The 17,376-nt window shown below is 61.1% G+C and carries 15 protein-coding genes; 8 read left to right on the top strand and 7 right to left on the bottom strand.

Annotation, left to right across the window (positions count from 1 at the left end):
* The first annotated feature begins 1 nt into the window (after position 1).
* Together NW848_RS16565 and NW848_RS16560 are read left to right on the top strand one after the other, a co-directional pair.
* The gene (locus NW848_RS16565; protein WP_011429952.1) at positions 2-2,467 is read left to right on the top strand and encodes an HD family phosphohydrolase; all 2,466 of its coding nucleotides are present in this window, start codon (positions 2-4) and stop codon (positions 2,465-2,467) included.
* A 180-nt stretch (positions 2,468-2,647) separates the two neighbouring features.
* The gene (locus NW848_RS16560) at positions 2,648-3,871 is read left to right on the top strand and encodes a glycosyltransferase (RefSeq protein ID WP_414402548.1); all 1,224 of its coding nucleotides are present in this window, start codon (positions 2,648-2,650) and stop codon (positions 3,869-3,871) included.
* Positions 3,872-4,010: 139 nt separating this feature from the next.
* Here NW848_RS16560 and NW848_RS16555 read toward each other — a convergent pair whose 3' ends face one another.
* From NW848_RS16555 to ffh, 3 genes are all read right to left on the bottom strand, one after another.
* The gene (locus NW848_RS16555; protein WP_228375456.1) at positions 4,011-5,882 is read right to left on the bottom strand and encodes a peptidoglycan D,D-transpeptidase FtsI family protein; all 1,872 of its coding nucleotides are present in this window, start codon (positions 5,880-5,882) and stop codon (positions 4,011-4,013) included.
* A gap of 89 nt (positions 5,883-5,971) precedes the next feature.
* Entirely contained in the window at positions 5,972-6,427 is a 456-nt protein-coding gene (locus NW848_RS16550) for a tRNA (cytidine(34)-2'-O)-methyltransferase (RefSeq protein WP_011429948.1), read from the bottom strand.
* 9 nt (positions 6,428-6,436) lie between these two features.
* The gene (gene ffh, locus NW848_RS16545) at positions 6,437-7,888 is read right to left on the bottom strand and encodes a signal recognition particle protein (RefSeq protein WP_414346866.1); all 1,452 of its coding nucleotides are present in this window, start codon (positions 7,886-7,888) and stop codon (positions 6,437-6,439) included.
* 166 nt (positions 7,889-8,054) lie between these two features.
* On the opposite strand from ffh, the gene NW848_RS16540 reads away from it, so the two are divergent.
* From NW848_RS16540 to NW848_RS16520, 5 genes are all read left to right on the top strand, one after another.
* Entirely contained in the window at positions 8,055-9,503 is a 1,449-nt protein-coding gene (locus tag NW848_RS16540; protein WP_011429946.1) for a carotenoid oxygenase family protein, read from the top strand.
* A 530-nt stretch (positions 9,504-10,033) separates the two neighbouring features.
* Positions 10,034-10,834, top strand: coding sequence for a hypothetical protein (locus NW848_RS16535; protein ID WP_414511364.1), 801 nt, complete (start codon positions 10,034-10,036; stop codon positions 10,832-10,834).
* Positions 10,835-10,917: 83 nt separating this feature from the next.
* The gene (locus NW848_RS16530) at positions 10,918-11,202 is read left to right on the top strand and encodes a hypothetical protein (RefSeq protein ID WP_011429944.1); all 285 of its coding nucleotides are present in this window, start codon (positions 10,918-10,920) and stop codon (positions 11,200-11,202) included.
* Between the two features lie 86 nt (positions 11,203-11,288).
* Complete coding sequence (locus tag NW848_RS16525; RefSeq protein ID WP_011429943.1) at positions 11,289-13,016, top strand: ABC transporter permease; 1,728 nt, start codon at positions 11,289-11,291, stop codon at positions 13,014-13,016.
* Positions 13,017-13,034: 18 nt separating this feature from the next.
* Positions 13,035-14,408 carry a nitrate/sulfonate/bicarbonate ABC transporter ATP-binding protein gene (locus NW848_RS16520; protein ID WP_099812237.1) on the top strand — a complete coding sequence of 458 codons (1,374 nt, stop codon included), beginning with the start codon at positions 13,035-13,037 and terminating at the stop codon, positions 14,406-14,408.
* Between the two features lie 262 nt (positions 14,409-14,670).
* Here the strand turns inward: NW848_RS16520 and ndk are convergent, their stop codons facing one another.
* The 3 genes from ndk to NW848_RS16505 all read right to left on the bottom strand — a co-directional run bounded on the left by ndk (position 14,671) and on the right by NW848_RS16505 (position 16,446).
* Positions 14,671-15,120, bottom strand: coding sequence for a nucleoside-diphosphate kinase (ndk, locus tag NW848_RS16515; RefSeq protein ID WP_011429941.1), 450 nt, complete (start codon positions 15,118-15,120; stop codon positions 14,671-14,673).
* A gap of 74 nt (positions 15,121-15,194) precedes the next feature.
* On the bottom strand, positions 15,195-15,854 hold the full coding sequence (locus tag NW848_RS16510) for a HupE/UreJ family protein (RefSeq protein WP_168174241.1): 660 nt from the start codon (positions 15,852-15,854) through the stop codon (positions 15,195-15,197).
* Positions 15,855-15,933: 79 nt separating this feature from the next.
* Positions 15,934-16,446: a hypothetical protein gene (locus NW848_RS16505; protein ID WP_414508344.1), complete on the bottom strand. Its 513-nt coding sequence runs from the start codon at positions 16,444-16,446 to the stop codon at positions 15,934-15,936.
* A 73-nt stretch (positions 16,447-16,519) separates the two neighbouring features.
* On the opposite strand from NW848_RS16505, the gene NW848_RS16500 reads away from it, so the two are divergent.
* Positions 16,520-16,852: an MGMT family protein gene (locus NW848_RS16500; RefSeq protein WP_414508343.1), complete on the top strand. Its 333-nt coding sequence runs from the start codon at positions 16,520-16,522 to the stop codon at positions 16,850-16,852.
* An 81-nt stretch (positions 16,853-16,933) separates the two neighbouring features.
* Here the strand turns inward: NW848_RS16500 and NW848_RS16495 are convergent.
* Positions 16,934-17,376, bottom strand: a 443-nt coding sequence (locus NW848_RS16495) for a zinc ribbon domain-containing protein (RefSeq protein WP_414511363.1), incomplete at its 5' end; no start/stop codon positions are given.

The raw sequence follows: 17,376 nt of genomic DNA, 5'->3' as shown, positions 1-17,376 counted from the left end.
TATGAGAAACCCCCTCACGTCCCCAGTGCAGCGCTGGAGCCGGCGACCTCAGGCAGCCTCTTCTCGAAAAGCCCAGCCCCCCCTTTCCGAGCGGGTTGTCGGCTACGCCCTAGCGCTTCTCTCCCTCACTGCCGTCCACGGGATCCGCTACTACAACGAGCCGCAACTGACCGTTGGCAGCCGCTCCCCGCAAACGTTTCTCGCCCCTGCAGCGGCAGAGATCGAGGACGTGGAGGCCACCCAGGCCCGGCAAGCCGAGGCGCGACGGCGGGTGGTACAGGCCCTCAAAATCAACAGCGCCGCCAACGAGAGCATGCGGCAAAATCTGGAGGCCCTCCTGGCCGCAGTGGAGGCGATTCGGCAAGAGGCCGGCCCTCTGCCCTACGTTTCCGTTCAGTTGCTCTCCCTGCCTACTCAGATCTATCTGCGCCAACTGCCACCCGAAGAATGGGAGGCCTTACAGGCGGCAGTGCGGGAAACGGCCATCGGCACCCCCTCGACCGCTCCGCCTTTTCCGGCACAAAGGCGTCCGGAGCAGCTTCCCCCCGACCAGCGGGCCAGGCAAGAGCTGGTCCAGGTTTGGCAGCGGGCCTGGTTGGATGGAGCGGCCACTCAGACGGCGGCGACGGATCCCTATACCCAGCTAATTGCCCAGGTGGAGGCGGCACAGCAGCGCTACCAAGGGGCTTTGCCGTCTCTGGAACAGCTCACCCCCCCTGTCCCGGCCACGGTTCTCAACTTGACGGAGGCCGACTGGCAACATTTGCAAAACTTGAGCCGGCGGGTCTTGGAGCGCCTGCAGAAGATAGGCATTGTGGATGGCCTGCCCCGCGAGGTGCGCGCCGAAGGGATCCAAGCCCAACTGGACGATCTGGCCTTTCCGGGCAGTGCCGCCCAGCGGCGGGAGCTGCAGGGGCTGGTCTATCAGTGGCTGCAGCAGGTGCTGATCCCCAATCTGGAGGTGGATCCGCAGCGCACCGAGCAGCGCATTCGCGCCGAGCTGGAAAAAGTTGAGCCCGTCCTGATCTCGGTTGCCGAGAACCAGGTAATTGTGCGAGTGGATCAGGTCATCACCCCCGAGATCTTTTTGATTTTGGATCACTTTGGTTTTACCCAGCGCCGGATCAACATCTGGGGCCTGGTGGGGGTAGCTGGCGTCATGGGCTTGGGCCTGGCTGTCTTCGTGCCTTTGCAGCAACGCTTGCAGCCGGGATTGCGCCGCCGGGATCGGGTGTTGATCCTGATGGTTTCCCTGACTGCTCCCCTGTTGGCGGCCTTGTTCAAGCTGGAGTTCAGCTCTTTGCCGGCGGTGGGGCTGTTGCTGGGCAGTTTTTACGGGGCTGGGCTGGGCCTGGTGGTAGTGGTGGGCCAGGCGTTGTTTTTGCCCTTGGTCTCTGCTGCCAACCTACTCACCTTTGTGCCCTTACTTTCCGGCAGTGTGGTGGCCTGCGCCCTGGCCGGGCGCTCGCGTTCCCGCGAAGAGCTGGCCCTGCTGGGAGGAGGGGCGGCGGCAGTGCAGATGCTCACCTATGCGGCTGCTAGCTTGACCACAACGGGCGGCATCGACCTATTGGCGATGGCCTTGGGGGGAGGGATCACGCTGGGGTGGAGCATTGTGGCCCTGGGGGCCAGCCCCTACCTGGAGCGCCTGTTCGACCTGGCCACCCCCATTCGCCTCATCGAGTTGAGCAACCCCAACCGCACCTTGCTGCGGCGGCTGGCGGCAGAGGCCCCTGGCACCTTTCAGCACACCCTGTTTGTGGCCACTTTGGCGGAACGGGCCGCCCAGAAGTTAAACCTCAACGTGGAGCTGGTGCGCACCGGCACCCTCTACCACGACATCGGCAAGATGTTGCAGGCCCGCTACTTCATCGAGAACCAAATGGGCGGCCTCAACCCCCATACGCAACTGGACGATCCCTACCGCAGCGCCCAGATCATCAAAGCGCACGTCAGCGATGGGCTGCGCCTGGCCAAGCAATACAATCTGCCCACCGCCGTCCAAGCTTTTATCCCTGAGCACCAGGGGACGATCCTGATTGCTTACTTTTACCATCAAGCCCAGATGAAAGCCGGAGATCAACCGGTGCCCGAGGAGCCGTTCCGCTACGATGGCCCCATCCCCCAGAGCAAGGAGACAGGGGTGGTGATGCTGGCCGATGCCTGTGAGGCGGCCCTGCGCAGCATGACCCTGAGCGACGGCTTCGGCCCTGAGGTGGTTGAGCGGGCTAAGGCCGTTGTCCGCAAAATCGCCCAGGCCCGTTGGCAAGATGGCCAACTGGTCGATAGCGGTCTGACGCTGCGGGATTTGGAGGTGGTGGCAGACGCTTTTGTGGAGGTGTGGCGGGAATCCAACCACGAGCGCATTCCCTACCCCAGTCCTGCCCCTGCCCTGCCCTCGCCTGAGTCCGACGCTGCCCAGGCCCAGATGCCCGTGCTGATGACTCCTTCAACGGGATCTCCCTAGCCTCGGCGAGCTGAGTAGGTCGAGAAAAGTCTAGTCCCAGAGCTCATCCATCGGTACGATAAGGGATCATTTGCGCCGGTGGCGCGTGGCGCTGTTGCGAAGCGACACAGCTCCAAGTTTGACCTGCACTCAAGCTCTCCGCTTAGGATCCGTTACCCTCGTTTTTGGATGGCCTGCTGAATGCCTCATGTAGCTCCTGCTTCGTCCACCCATCTGCAAGCTTCGGCAGTCCCTATTCAGATCCCGCCGCTCTCTCAACCCAGCTCTGTCCAACTTTCGCTGGTCGTTCCCACCTATAACGAGGCCTCCAGCATTTGCAGCCTGATCCGGCAGTTGTGCGCCCACCTCGACACGATTCTACCGGGAGCCTACGAGCTGATTGTGGTGGACGACAACAGCCCGGATTACACCGCCAAGTTGGCCCAGGAACTGCAAGAGGAGCTTCCCCAACTCAAAGTTATCTGCCGCCAGCGGGAACGGGGCCTGGCCACGGCTGTGTTGCGCGGATGGCAAGCGGCCCGCGGCGAGGTGCTGGGGGTGATGGACGGGGATCTGCAGCATCCGCCGGAGATCATTCTCAAGCTATGGCCTGCCATCCAAGAGGGAGCAGACCTAGTGGTGGGCAGCCGCTACGTGGGGTCGGGGGGGGTGAGCCACTGGAACCTGGGCCGGCGCCTCGTCTCTCGGGGAGCTCAAGCCATCGGGCTGGTTTTGCTGCCAGGGGTTTTTAGGCGGGTGTCGGATCCGCTCAGCGGGTTATTTCTGGTCAGACGCCAGGCCATTGCCGGGATCCCGCTCAGCCCCAAGGGTTACAAGCTGCTGATCGAGGTGCTGGCACGGGGCCGGGTGACAACCATTGCTGAAGTCAGCTACATCTTTCAGGAGCGCCAAAACGGCGAGAGCAAAATTCAACTGCAAACCTGTCTTCAGTATCTCCACCATCTCATTCACCTGCGCTTCTCGCTAGGGCAGGTGGGAGCCTTTTTGCGCTTCAGCACAGTCGGCCTGTCAGGCACGGTGGTGGACATGGTTTTGCTCTATTTGTTACACGACCCGGCCAACTTAGGATGGGATCTCATCACGAGTAAGCTGATCGCTTCGGAAATGGCCATTCTCAATAACTTCCTGTGGAACGATCTGTGGACGTTTCGCCATGTTACCCGATTGCAGCCGGGCCTCTCGAACCGCCTGAAGCGGCTGGCCAAGTTTAATATGATCTGTTTGATCGGCCTGTTTCTTAACTCTTCGCTGGTGATTTTGCTGAGCGAGCGCTTGGGCATTCACTATCTGTTGGCCAACTTAATTGCGATCGGTATTGTTGTATTCTGGAACTTCTACCTCAACTCCAAGCTGAGCTGGAAAAGTGCAGAGGCTAAGCTGGATCCCGGGGGCGACAAGTCTTGAGCGTCTGGTTATTTCAGACCCAATTAAGACACTCCTGAAGCGCTCTGCTCCAGTGCCCTCATCCTCAACTCCTCTCCCAAGGAGTTAAGGATCGGCTTCTCGATCGGTTCCATTGCCATTGGATAGAGATCAGGCCATGTCAAGGGGAATTGGGACGGATCCCCTCTAGGGTGATGATCTCCTGGATAACCGAGCGAACCACAGGAGCCGCCGTTGTCGATCCGAAGGCATCTTCTCCCCGCGGCTCGTCGATCACGGCCAAGATCACGTACTGGGGGCGAAGGGCGGGGAAATAGGCCACAAAACTGGTGATGCGCTTGCCAGGCAGATAGCCTCCCCGCGGCCCTGCCTTTTGGGCCGTGCCCGTCTTGCCGCCGATTTCATATCCCTCGATCTTGGCCGATTGCCCGGTGCCAAAATCCACCGCATCTCGCATTTGGATGCGCACCGCCAGGGTAGCCTGCTCCGACAGCACCCGCACCGGCTGGGGTTGCGGGGATCCCCAAACCAAGGTGTCTGTATCCTTTTCGACCAGACCGCGCACCACGTGGGGCCGCACTTTCAGCCCGCCGTTGGCGATGATGCAGTGCAAGGTGGCTAACTGCAAAGGCGTGAGGGCCAATCCCTGGCCAAAGGCGACGGTGGCCCGCTCCACCGGTACAGTTACAAATTGCCGCAGGGGCTTCAGGCGGCTGGGCGGCTCAAAGGGCAGATCGACACCGCTGCGCTCGTTCAATCCCAGCCGCAGGAGGGCATGGTAGTACTGGCGGGGATCCAGCTTTTGCATCAGGTGCACCATGCCTACGTTGCTAGACAGGCGCAGAACCTCGGTAACGCTCAGCCAGCCATGGGCACCCCGCTGGCGGTAGTCGTGGTTTTGGATGGGCCAGCGACCAATCCAGATCTGCCCCGCGTCGTAGACCCGTTCGTTGGCCGTGAAGGCGCCGGCATCGAGCCCAATGGCGATGTTGATGGGCTTGAAGGTGGATCCCGGCTCGTACAAATCCGTAACAGCCCAGTTGCGAAAAAGGGCAGGGTCATACTCGAAGTAGCGGTTGGGATCGTAGGTGGGCTCGCTCACCAGGGCCAGGATCTCTCCCGTGTGAGGTTGCAGGACGATCACCGTGCCCCGTAGGGCTTGAAACCGTTCCAGTTGCGTTTTCAGGGCGGCGCGAGCAGCCCTTTGCAGCCGCATATCCAGGGTGAGTTGCAGCACCGTCTCGTGGGATTGCAACAGTCCTTCGGGCACTTCGGCCGCCAACAACTGGCCGTAGCCGTCGCGGGGAAGGGTAAGGTGCTGAACCGTCCGCTCCAGCAAGACCTGTTGAGAGTACTCCAGCCCCGCTTGGCCGCGGTGATCCAGATCCACATAGCCCACCACTTCGGCGGCCATTTCCTTCTGGGGATAGACCCGCTGCCGCTCGCTCACCAGCTCCAGGCCGTCCAGATACAAGGCCTGAATTTGAGTCGCCACTTCCGGCGACAGCCAGCGCTCCAGCCGTACCGCGTGAGTGGCCGACAACTGCTGGGTCAGTTGCTCAACTGGCCGCCGCAGCAGAGGGGCCAGAGCAGTGGCAATCTCCTGGGGGGTACGCTTGCCGAAGAGGCGGGGATGGGCCCAAAGGGTATAGGCAGGGCGATCTACAGCCAACAGCTCCGCCTGCTGCCGAGCTAAGGAGTGGCGGTCCACAATCGAGCGGCGGGGGATGAAGGGCCGGAGCTGGGCCCGCTGCTGGGCCTCGGCCCGCTTTTGTAAGAGCGGGCCCTGGTGATGTTGTAAATAGACCAAACGTGCCCCCACCCCCACCAGGGCGACAGCCAGAACCAGGCCCACCGCCGCGATGCGAAAGTTTAGTTGTCGGACTGTCGGGATCCGCTCCCCCAAAAGCCACGCCAGCCGGGATCCCTGGGGCCGGTGGCTGGGCGGCCAAGGGGGCCAAGCAGGTCTGCCCCGCTGCCGTTGGGCAAGTTGCCGGCTTCTCTGTCTGGTCTGCAAAGGTTGCTGGCCCAAACCGGCTCCAGACCTGTCTTCCACTGCCACTCCTGTGTAGATACCACCGTTAGTTTGCCGCCCATCGCCTTGTCCGGCCAGCTTTCGCCTCATTGGGTGGAAAATCCCTGTTGACGCAACGCTTCAAAGAGGGCGATCGCCACCGCATTGCTGAGATTGAGGCTGCGCACCGGCCCGCTCAGGGGGATGCGCACACTGGGATAGGTTTCCAAGAACATAGGATCCAGGCCACGGCTTTCGCTGCCGAACACCAGCCAGTCTCCTGGCTGATAGGCCACCTCGGTGTAGAGGGCCTTGCCGCGCACGCTAAAGCACCAGAACCGCGCCTCGGGGTGGGCTTGCACCAGAGCAGACCAAGAGGGATAGCGATGCAGTTGGACGTGCTCCCAGTAGTCCAGCCCCGCCCGCCTGAGGTAGCGATCCGAGAGGCGAAACCCCAAGGGATCCACCAGGTGGAGGGGCGTGCGGGTAGCTGCACAGGTGCGGGCGATGTTCCCCGTGTTGGCCGGGATCTCCGGAGCTACCAAAACAACATGGAAGGGCATGAGCCGCTCTCAATGGCTGCCAAACCCGCGGCTACCGCCTCCCTTTTTGCCCCCACCTTTGCCCGGCTTGCGGCTGGGCTGCTGTCGCGGCGGCGCTGCAGAACGTCCTCGCCACTGGGGGCCGCCCACCGGCAGTGGGCCTCGTCCACCCGGCATCCCTGCAAGGCCGCCCAGGCTCATGCTGCGCATCATGTCGCGCATGCGCTGAAAATCGCTCACCAGCCGGCTGACATCCTCCAGCTTGTGGCCAGAGCCCAGGGCCACCCGCCGCTTGCGGCTGACGCTGCGGGCCAAGAGATCCGGGTTGCGGCGCTCTTCGGGGGTCATGGAGTTGATCATGGCCTCGGCGCGGGCCAGTTGGTCTTGTCCTTTTTGCAATTGTTCCTCGCTGATTTTGCCCATCCCCGGCATCAGCCGCAGCAGCCCCGCCAGGGATCCCATGCGCTTGATCAGGCGCATTTGTTTGAGGAAATCGGTGAAATCGAACTGGGCGGTCATCATCTTTTCCGCCATCCGGGCGGCATCTCCCAGGTCGATTTCCTCCTGGGCTTTTTCCACCAGGCTGAGGATGTCTCCCATGCCCAAAATGCGCGAGGCCATGCGATCCGGGTAAAAGGGATCCAAGGCCTCCACCTTTTCGCCGACGCCGACGAACTTGATGGGCTGGCCGGACACCTGGCGAATGGAAAGGGCTGCCCCGCCGCGGCTATCGCCGTCCAGCTTGGTGAGGATGGTGCCGGTAAGACCCAGCCGCTCGTGGAAGGCCTGGGTGAGGTTGGCGGCCTCCTGCCCGATCATGGCGTCCACCACCAGCAGGATCTCGTGGGGCTGCACCGCCGCCTTGATCCGCTCCAGCTCCGCCATCATCTCCAGGTCGATCTGCAAGCGACCGGCGGTATCCAAGATAACGTAGTCGTAGCCCTGTTCCCGCGCGGCTGCCACTCCCTGGCGGGCGATCTCGACGGGATCCGTCTTGCCCAGGTCGAAGACAGGGATCTGAATCTGCTGGCCCAGGGTCTTGAGCTGGTCGATGGCCGCCGGACGATAGATGTCGCCGGCCACCAGGAGCGGCCTTTTGCCCTGCTTGCGCAAATACAAAGCCAGCTTGGCACAGGTGGTGGTTTTGCCGGATCCCTGCAGGCCGACCATGAGCACAATGGTGGGGGGCTGTTCCGCCTGGGCAATGGGCACATTCGCCTCCCCCATTACCTTCACCAGCTCGTCGTGGACGATCTTGATAAACTGCTGGTCTGGCGTCACCCCCAGGATGACCTCAGCTCCCAGAGCGGCCTGCCGCACGTCCTCGATAAACTGCTTCACCACCTGGAGGTTGACGTCGGCGTCCAACAGGGCGCGCCGCACCTCCCGCAGGGCTTCTTGGATGTTGGTTTCGGTGATCTTGTCCTGGCCGCGCAGTTTTCTCCAGGCCAGTTCCAACTTCTCGGAGAGGGCATCAAACATGAGCGCTGTTCATCCTGTCAAGGGCTGCTAGGGCATTTCCTACCATAGTTCAATTGGGGCAGCTCCATCTTGGGGATCCCGGCCCCAGCCGCTACCTGGGCCGAGAAAGGCTGGCTACTTTACGAAAGTTTAAGCAACAATAGAAGGCGTCGCTTGCAGACTGGCCATGGTCAGCGTCGCTTCCCGCTCCTACAGCACCACCGACTGGCAGTTGGGCTATCGCTCTTTACGCCAGGAGTATGACTATTGGGCGACGGAAATCGAGGGGCGGATCCCCGAAAGGCTGCAGGGAACCCTCTTTCGCAACGGGCCTGGCAAGCTGGAGGCGGGATCCCAGCGCTACGGCCATCCCTTCGACGGCGACGGCATGGTGTGTGCCATCACCTTTATTGACGGGCGGGTGCATTTCCGCAACCGGTTTGTGCGCACTCCCGAGTTTGAGGCCGAGGAGAAGGCGGGACGGGTGCTCTACCGCGGCGTATTCGGCACCCAGAAGCCGGGAGGCTGGTGGGCCAATTTCCTCGATCTGCGCTTCAAAAACCCCGCCAACACCAACGTTATCTACCAAGGCGGCAAGCTCCTGGCGCTTTGGGAGGCCAGCGCTCCCTATCGGCTCAACCCCGCCACCTTGGCCACCGAAGGGAGCGAGACCTTTGCCGGTGCCCTTGCCCCCAACCAGCCGTTTACGGCGCATCCCCGCCGGGATCCAGCCACGGGGGATCTCATGGCCTTTGGGGTGCAGACAGGACCTTCCTCCACGCTGCTGTTTTACCGCGTCGACGCCCAAGGAAGGCTGGTGGAAAAGCGGGACTACCGCCTGCCGGGTTTTGCCTTTCTGCACGACTTTGTCTGGACGCCCCGCTACTGGATCTTTTTCCAGAATCCGGTGGCCTTCAACCCCTTGCCCTATATGCTGGGCCTGCAGCCGGCGGGCACCTGCTTGACCCTAAAAAAAGGAGAGCCCACCCGCATTTGGCTATTTCCCCAACAGGGCGAGCCGCTGCAACTGCAAACGGAGCCGGGGTTTGTTTTCCACTTTGTCAACGGCTACGAGGTTGGGGATCAGGTGGTGGTGGATGCCGTTCTCTACGAAGCCTACCCTGCCCTGGAGCCAGGGGCTGACTACTTGCAAATTGACTTTGCCCAGGTGCCAGCCGGCAAGCTGTGGCGCTTTGAGCTGGATCCCAAGGCGGGCAAGGTTAAGCGGGAGCTACTGCTGGATCGCTCGGTGGAGTTTCCGGCTATCCATCCGGCCCGTATGGGGGGATCCCATCGCTACATCTACATTGGGGCTACCCATGCTCCCGGCCCCAACGCCCCCCTGCAGGCCATTCTCAAGTTGGACACGACAACAGGCCGCAGCGAGCAGTACAGCTTTGCCCCCCGCGGCTTTGTGGGAGAGCCGGTATTCATCCCCGATCCTGAGGACGCTGCAGAGGAAGCCGGCTGGATTGTAACAGTGGTCTTTGATGCCGCCAGTCAGCGCTCGCAGGTGGTGATCCTGGATGCCTCAGACCTGGCTGCCGGCCCGGTGGCGCGGATCCCCTTGCGGCATCACATTCCCTACGGCCTCCACGGCAGTTTCACCCCTCAGACATGGGTAGAGGCCAGATAGGGAAGGGATCTTGGCATGGCTGGGTTAGTCCCGGGCCGCCGGGCGCGAGCTGAGGAAAAGGTGCGGCTCTGTAGCTCAACATTCTGCAACCTGGGCCGGAGCAGTTGCTACTATCGGCTAGACTTCAGCTACAGTGTTGACAACCGCTGAACCGCGACTTGTTGGGCGCAGGCCTTGGGCGGGTCTGCTAAGCTGACGGGAGGAAAAGAGGAAGGCTGGTAAAGCTCGGTGGTGTGTTGAGCGGGTCTTGGGTCAAGGGCAGAGGTAAGCCCTGTTTTGGCAACGGCAGATGTCTTGCACTGCCTCCCAGCGTCGTCGCCCACCGCTGGGCATTCTGGTAAACATCCTGGATTGACTGCAGCGGAACCGTTACGATGTCCTCAGATCTGAGACCTCCCCTTCGAATTGTACGGCCCCCCAGGCCCACCTCAACCAGCGAGCCCAGGGGATCAGCTCAAGATGTCGGGTCAGCTGCTGGTGGGGGCCAGCCTGTTGTCGCCGCCGCCGCTACGCTAGAGCAGAAGAAAGCGATGGGGAGAGAGCGACCTTGCCTGGAGCCCATCCCGCCGCCCGGGGAGAAGATGCAGTACCGGGCGATTGGCCTCATCGAGGGGCGTTACATTCCCTCGCCCAACCACTTCACTCGCGGGATTTTGCGCACCTCGGATGGTTTAGATCTCAATGCGGTACTGCTAGGCCGGGTGATGAGCCTGGTGCGCAAGTACCTGAAGCCGGAACGCAACTATTTGTGGGTGGTCTATCCCCGCACCCGCGACAAGAGCCAGGATCTGCACGTGCAGTTGATGGGGGTGTGGGCCCCAGAAGAAATGGGGCAAACTCTGCCAGAGGGATCCCGTCCGACGGTGGTGCCGGACTGGTTTTCCATTCGCGGCGAGGTCGTTTTCCAATCGCAGGAAAAAGGGTTCATTATCGTCAAAATCCGTCAATCCGGCAAAAAGAACTCCGCCGGCTCTTCCCCTCAGCGGGCCCAGACGGCCAAGGGCGCCGCATCGCCTGCGGCAACAGCTCCCAAGCCTCAGGCTTTTAAACTGCGCCTGATCGGATCCTTGCCGGGCAAAGGAGTGGGCATCTTCTGGGATCTGCAGGTGCGCCGCCGCGGATCCCTGCTCTACGTGGAGGCAGGAACTCCCATCGGTCCTGTGCTCAAGGCGCCGCCACGCCCGAAGCGTTCCACTCCCCGCCCCAAACTCAAGAAACACTCTCCCCCCTCCACTCGCGGGCAACAGCTAAGCTCAGCTCAACCTTATTCGCCCTCGGATCCTGCCAAAGCACCCAAGCCAGCTAAGCCGATCAAGAAAAAACCTCTGTAGCCTCCATTCCTGGATACGAAGTTGTCTCTACTGCACTTCTGATATTGACCTCGTTGTAATAAACCTTTCACCGTGGTTGCGACATGGCAGAGTCAAACCCCCCTCCCAACAAAGATGAATTTATTTCCCCTCGCTATCCCTACTGGGGTGAGATAAAGCCGCAGAACTTAATTTTCGATGCCAATCTCCAAGAATTTAGCAATAAGGTGTCGCTGATTTGTAGCTTAGAAACGGGGGGCAAGATCACGCCGGAAGAGGCCTATCGCCAAATTAAAGAGCTGTGGAAACAGCTCAAACAGACCAAAAAAGCCATCCTTGACGATCCCAGGTGGAATGAACCTCCTCCCGAGTTACCGGAGGAAGAGTAGCGGGCCGGATCCTCCAGTTCGAAGCGCTCCTAGCTTAACCGCAAACAGTGTACACTGGGGGCGGATGCCAGGCCCATTCAGGGGACATGCGGACTTTTCCTTCTCCGGAGGTGCTCCGTCGGCTGCCGGCTGGGGCTGCCGATGGGGCCATCATTTTGGGTACGTTGGTTCTCCTGGGCTTGGTGGCGCAGGTGGGGGCAGGGACTTTTGAGCGGTTTCAGCCGCCGGCGGTGGTACCTCATATCGACTTGGATCCGCGCAACCTGCCCTACTACGCCGCCCGCTCCACCTTGCGCATGTTCATCGCCCTCGCCTTTTCCACCCTTTTTACCCTGATCTACGGGTATATCGCCGCCAAAAGTCGCTGGGCGGAGCGAATTTTGATCCCTTTGCTGGACATCCTGCAATCGGTGCCGGTGTTGGGGTTTCTCTCCATCACCGTTACCGGCTTTATCGCGCTTTTTCCCGGCAGCCTGCTGGGGCTGGAGGCAGCTTCTATCTTCGCCATCTTCACCAGCCAGGTCTGGAACATGACTTTTTCTTTTTACCAATCCTTGCGCACCCTGCCGCAGGAGCTGGTGGAAGCGGTCACCCTCTACCGCCTATCCGGCTGGCAGCGCTTCGTCCAGTTGGAAGTGCCTGCGGCGATGGTGGGCCTCATCTGGAACGCCATGATGAGTTTTGGCGGGGGGTGGTTCTTTGTGGCCGCCAGCGAGGCCATCAGCGTGCTCAACCAGGAATATACGCTGCCGGGGTTGGGATCCTATGTGGAAGCTGCCGTCCAGGCGGAAGATCTGCCCAAGTTGGGTTGGGCGCTTTTGACCATGGCGGTGGTGATTCTGCTGGTGGATCAGCTCTTTTGGCGGCCTCTGGTGGCCTGGTCGGATAAGTTTCGCCTGGAGCAGAGCGCCGGCGCGGCTGCCCCGGAGTCGTGGCTGTACGATCTGCTAACCACGGCGCGGATCCCACGGCTGATTGGCAATTGGCTAGCTCCCTCCAGAGAATTGGCGGATCGGCTGTTGTCCCATTTAACTCGCCTGCGCTGGGGGGATCCACCCAATCCAGAGGCGGAGCGACGCCGCGAGCGGCTGTTGACTCAGCTCTCTTGGGCTGCCATTGCCGGGATCGGGATTTGGATTGTTTATTTTGTAACCACCACCGTGGGCTTTGGGGAGGTGCTGCTGACCTTTGGGCTGGGGATCCTCACCCTGCTGCGGGTCAGCGTGCTGTTGGTTTTCGCCACCGTGATCTGGACGCCGATTGGGGTGGCCATCGGCTTTAATCCAGGCCTGGCGAAGCTGCTGCAGCCGGTGGTGCAATTTCTGGCAGCTTTTCCGGCCAATTTCCTCTTTCCGTTTGCCACCTTGTTTTTTATCCGCACCCAGATCAGCATTGAGTGGGGCAGCATTTTGCTCATGTCGCTCGGTGCGCAGTGGTACATTCTTTTCAATTCCATTGCCGGCGCCCAGAGCATCCCCACCGATTTGCGCGAAATGGCCGTGGATGTGGGCTTGCGGGGATGGCAGCGCTGGCAAAAGCTGATTATTCCGGGGATCTTTTCCGCCTGGGTTACCGGGGGGATCACGGCCAGCGGCGGGGCTTGGAACGCTAGCATTGTCTCGGAGATCGTGGCCTGGGGATCCACCACTCTTAAGGCTACAGGATTGGGCACCTATATTGCGGAAGCAACGGCGGTGGGAGATTGGCCCCGCATCACTTTGGGCATTGGCATGATGAGCTTGTTTGTGGTGGGCATCAATCGCCTTTTCTGGCGGCGGTTGTATCAATTGGCGGAAGAAAAATATCACCTTTAATCTTTGAGGCCATCTGATATGAGCTCTGCGGCTTCTCCGGTTCTGATCGAGGTTGAGAAGGTCTACAAGCGCTTCCCTTTGCCGGAGGGCAAGGGCGAGTTTACAGTTTTAAGCCAGATCGATTTGCAAGTGCGGGCGGGGGAAGTTTTGGCTTTGTTGGGCCGCAGCGGCAGCGGCAAAAGCACCCTGCTGCGCATCATGGCGGGCCTGATCCCGCCTAGCGAAGGGCGGGTGTTGAGCAATGGCCGACCCCTGCGGGGCCCCAACCCGGATGTGGCCATGGTGTTTCAGAGTTTTGCTCTCTTGCCCTGGCTGACGGTGCAAGAAAATGTGGAGCTGGGGCTGCAGGCTCAAGGGATCCCGCGCCAGATCCGGCGGCAAAGGGCCCTCAAGGCCATCGACCTGGTGGGCCTGGATGGGTTTGAGAACGCCTACCCCAAGGAACTCTCGGGGGGCATGAAGCAGCGGGTGGGCTTTGCCCGCGCCTTTGTCTTGGAACCCAAGGTGCTGTTTATGGATGAGCCCTTCAGCGCCCTGGACGTGCTGACGGCGGAGAACCTGCGGGGGGAGATCGACGAGCTGTGGAACACCCAGGCTTTCCCTTCCCAGAGCATTCTCATCGTTACCCACAACATCGAAGAGGCCGTGTTTTTGGCGGATCGGGTGGTGATCCTGGGATCCAACCCGGGGCGGATCCGGGGAGAGGTGAAAATCGACCTGCCGCGGCCCCACGAACGTACGGATCCCCGCTTCAAGTCCTTGGTGGACTACATCTACGAGATCATGACCAATCCGGAGATCCCGGTCACCGGCGAGGTGGCTGTCCCCAGCCGGGTGGGCAGCAGGGCACCCTCTCCCTACGCGCTGCCCCTGCCTCATGCGCGGGTGGGCGGCATCAGCGGTTTGCTGGAGCTGATTGTGGAATGGCCCCAGGGACGGGTGGAGATTGCCGAGCTGGCCGAGCGGCTGCAACTGGCCGTGGACGATCTGCTGCCGATTTTGGATGCGGCGGTGCTGTTGGGCTTTGCCGAGGTAACCGGCAGGGTGGTACAACTGACCGAGATCGGCCAGGACTTTGCCAACACCACCATCTTGCGCAGCAAGGATCTCTTCCGACAGCAGCTTTTGGCACGGGTGCCGGTCTTCAAGAGCATCCTGCAGACTCTGGAAGAAAAAAACAGCCGCTCCATGCGGGCGGACTTCTTCTTGGATCTCTGGGACGAACATTTTCCCCACGAGGAAGCTGAACGGCAGTTTGCTACAGCCGTTGACTGGGGCCGCTACGCGGAGCTCTTTGAGTACGATGCTTCGGAAGAGCGGCTGTATCTCCCGGATCCCAGCGAAAGCTCCGCCGCTTCTGAGCCCGTCGGCCTCGATTCCCGTTCTGGCTAGGGCCGGCTTGGCTCTGCCTTTTCCAGAGCTGTGTTGTAGGGCAGAGGTACGATGCCTGTCTCAGAAAGCCCAAAGATTTATAGCCGTTTCAAACAAAATACATAAGACACCACCCAAGCACCCCGCGCCGCTACCTTCACCCCCAGCTCCTCCCCCTGTGGGAGAGGGGAGCCCCGGAGCGCTGCACAGTTTTCATCTCTAGCTTCTGTTCGAAGGGAGAAGAGAGCTAGGGATCGACGCGACGAACCATTTTGCTGCCGCCCTACTCATAAATCCAGCTTTGGGTGGCGGGCGTCCAATTTACCAGCTCAGATTCCTGAAACCAAAGGGCGATCTCCCGTTGGGCGGTCTCAGGGCCATCGGAGCCGTGGACGAGGTTGCGGCCTATGTCGATGCCGAAATCGCCGCGGATGGTGCCCGGCTCGGCGTCCAAAGGGTTGGTCTTGCCGATGAGCTTGCGGGCGGCGGCAATCACCCCTTTGCCCTGCCAGACCATGGCCACCACCGGCCCCGAGGTGATGAACTTCACCAATCCGGGGAAGAAGGGGCGCTCCCTGTGCTCGGCATAGTGGGCTTCCGCCAGCTCTTGGCTCACCTGCACCAGTTTCAGGCCCACCAACTGGTAGCCTCGGCTTTCCAGGCGCTGGATGATGCTGCCCACCAGCCCCCGCTGCACGCCGTCTGGCTTAATGGCGATAAAGGTGCGCTCCATGGGATCTCCCCTTGTTGTTACTAATCTTCACCGTTATCCTTGTACCGGATTGGGGATCCCCAGTGCAAGGGTGTCTAGGATCCCACCACGGCCAAGGCCAGGAAGCCACTCCCCACCACCGCGATGGCCCAGCCGGCCCAGCGCAGCAAGCCCGGGATCCGCGACCCCCAGGTTTCAGCCGCCCAGAGGGCAAAAAGTGCCACTCCGTACTGAACCAAGCTCAAGCCCAGCAAATAGCCCAGCCAAGGCATGGGTTCGGCGCCGATGATCGCCTCGGCATAGGCATAGCCATGGAATAGCCCCGCCAGGGATCCCCACAGGAGCAAAAGCCAACTTGGGATCTGCCGCGATTGGGCCAGCAGCAGGCCAAAGAGCACCACCGAGCTGGCGATGACCAACTCCGTCAGCCCCAGGGGATCCCAGCCGGCCAGGTGGATCCCAGTGCCCACCAGACCTGCCAACACAAAGCCCAAAGGGATCCCGTAGCGCCAGGGTTGCCTTGCCGCAATTAAGCCAATGGCCACCACAAAGGCCAGGTGATCTGGGCCGATCACCGGATGGGCCAGGCCCGACAAAAACCCCTCCCACCCCGTGGCGGGCAATCTCCCGCCCAAGGCGTGGTGGGCAAAAGCCGGCCCAGAGGCCAGCCAGGCGATCCCCGCCCCCAGTCCAACGGCCCAGCCGCGGCCCACCTGAGCAGGCAAGGACAAAGGTCGCTGCCACTGCCAAGACATGCTTTTTGCTACCTCACGATTGAACCTATGCGAATGGGTCTAAGCTTGCTGTACCAACAGGCGGGTTTTCTGGGCAAGTTCAAAGGCGCTCGCTGTACCCTTGCAAGTTCTCCGGCTCAAATTGGCGCAAGATCCGCGTGGCCTCGCGCAGGCGGGTTTCGTTCTCTTCCTCCACAATGAGTACGTACTTACCCGCATCGAGGCGGTTGCGGTAGGCCAAAGCATCGCCGGAGCCACTGGTCAGGCCCACCCCGCCCCCGACAAAAAAGCTGCCCATGGCCCCGCTCAGCGCACCCAGCAGGCCGCCGATGAGGTGGTTGCCCAGGGATCCCGCCCAGGCAAAGGTATCCAGGCCGCTGAGGACGCTGAACCCCACCCCGGCCAAAAAGCCAAAGGGCACCAGCCAGATGGCCAGGCGCTGCATCTGGCGGCGGGCCGCTTGGGCCGGATCGATCAGCCCAAACTCGTCCGCCGTTTTGTAGCCTCGCCCCAGTAGGTGCAGCCGCTGCAGGGGAAAGCCAGCCTGTTCCAGGGCGCTGTAGGCCGCCTCGGCAGCCATGCGATCCGGCAGTACTGCAATGAGGTAACTCATAGGTAGCTCATGGGATAATCTGTGCCCGTCATCGGCCAATTCCATTGTCTCCTGAGTTTGGGGAGGGATCCCGGTGGCCCAGTCTGTCAGCCTCTACCAGCGCTTCTATGAGGTCGTGCGGCGGATCCCGCCAGGGCGGGTGGCCACCTATGGGCAGGTGGCGCGGCTGGCCGGCTACCCTGGCTACGCCCGCCAGGTGGGCTATGCCCTGTTTCGCCTGCAAGGTCAAGAGACCGATATCCCGTGGCATCGGGTGATCAACGCCCAAGGGCGCATCTCCTACTCCCCTTTTCGCCTCGGCTACGACGAGCTGCAAAAAGTTCTACTCCAAGCCGAAGGGATCCCCTTCGACGCCGAGGGCCGGGTGGACTTGCAACAATTTGGCTGGGATCCAGGGGAAGCTTAACCTAAACTTGACCTAACCTTAGACAGGCCATAACGAAACCCCCATCCCACCCCTGGTAACGTAAACTACCCGACACCCGCGCTATGCGCAGGGTGCGGGCTTTATCCCAATCCCTAGCGGCCCCAGAGGACAGCTAAGTTTCGGAATTTCAGGCGAGTTTACAGTCGCCCCAAGGAGAGAGATCACCTGAGCAGCGTTATGGTCAGCATCCCCTTCCCACCCACAATGCCCACACTTGAACGACTTACCATTGCGGTAGGACTTACCCCGCTCAGGGTGGATGTGCAGGCATTTATGGCAGGTCTGGCTGGTGTAGGCAGGCGGCACCAGCACCACAGGTACTCCAGCAATGGCAGCCTTGTAGGCCACAAACATCCTGAGCTGGTAGAACGCCCAGTTGTTAGTCCTGCGCCGCTCAGCCTTACTCCGAGACTTCTGATTCAAGCAATCTCTGATGCCTGTCAAGTCTTCAAAAGCCAGTGCCGCACCAATAGCCTGGGCATCCCTGACCAAGGTTTTGCTGA

This window comes from Synechococcus sp. RC10A2, from assembly GCF_047502605.1.
The sequence above is the reverse complement of the archived record's forward strand: the minus strand, read 5'-3'. Positions and strand labels throughout refer to the sequence as shown.

Bases quoted from the DNA above. Each gene is read 5' to 3' on its own strand.
- NW848_RS16565 (WP_011429952.1), top strand. From the start codon at position 2: ATGAGAAACCCCCTCACGTCCCCAGTGCAGCGCTGGAGCCGGCGACCT.
- NW848_RS16560 (WP_414402548.1), top strand. From the start codon at position 2,648: ATGCCTCATGTAGCTCCTGCTTCGTCCACCCATCTGCAAGCTTCGGCA.
- NW848_RS16550 (WP_011429948.1), bottom strand. From the start codon at position 6,427: ATGCCCTTCCATGTTGTTTTGGTAGCTCCGGAGATCCCGGCCAACACG.
- ffh (WP_414346866.1), bottom strand. From the start codon at position 7,888: ATGTTTGATGCCCTCTCCGAGAAGTTGGAACTGGCCTGGAGAAAACTG.
- NW848_RS16540 (WP_011429946.1), top strand. From the start codon at position 8,055: ATGGTCAGCGTCGCTTCCCGCTCCTACAGCACCACCGACTGGCAGTTG.
- NW848_RS16535 (WP_414511364.1), top strand. From the start codon at position 10,034: ATGGGGAGAGAGCGACCTTGCCTGGAGCCCATCCCGCCGCCCGGGGAG.
- NW848_RS16530 (WP_011429944.1), top strand. From the start codon at position 10,918: ATGGCAGAGTCAAACCCCCCTCCCAACAAAGATGAATTTATTTCCCCT.
- NW848_RS16525 (WP_011429943.1), top strand. From the start codon at position 11,289: ATGCGGACTTTTCCTTCTCCGGAGGTGCTCCGTCGGCTGCCGGCTGGG.
- NW848_RS16520 (WP_099812237.1), top strand. From the start codon at position 13,035: ATGAGCTCTGCGGCTTCTCCGGTTCTGATCGAGGTTGAGAAGGTCTAC.
- ndk (WP_011429941.1), bottom strand. From the start codon at position 15,120: ATGGAGCGCACCTTTATCGCCATTAAGCCAGACGGCGTGCAGCGGGGG.
- NW848_RS16510 (WP_168174241.1), bottom strand. From the start codon at position 15,854: ATGTCTTGGCAGTGGCAGCGACCTTTGTCCTTGCCTGCTCAGGTGGGC.
- NW848_RS16505 (WP_414508344.1), bottom strand. From the start codon at position 16,446: ATGAGTTACCTCATTGCAGTACTGCCGGATCGCATGGCTGCCGAGGCG.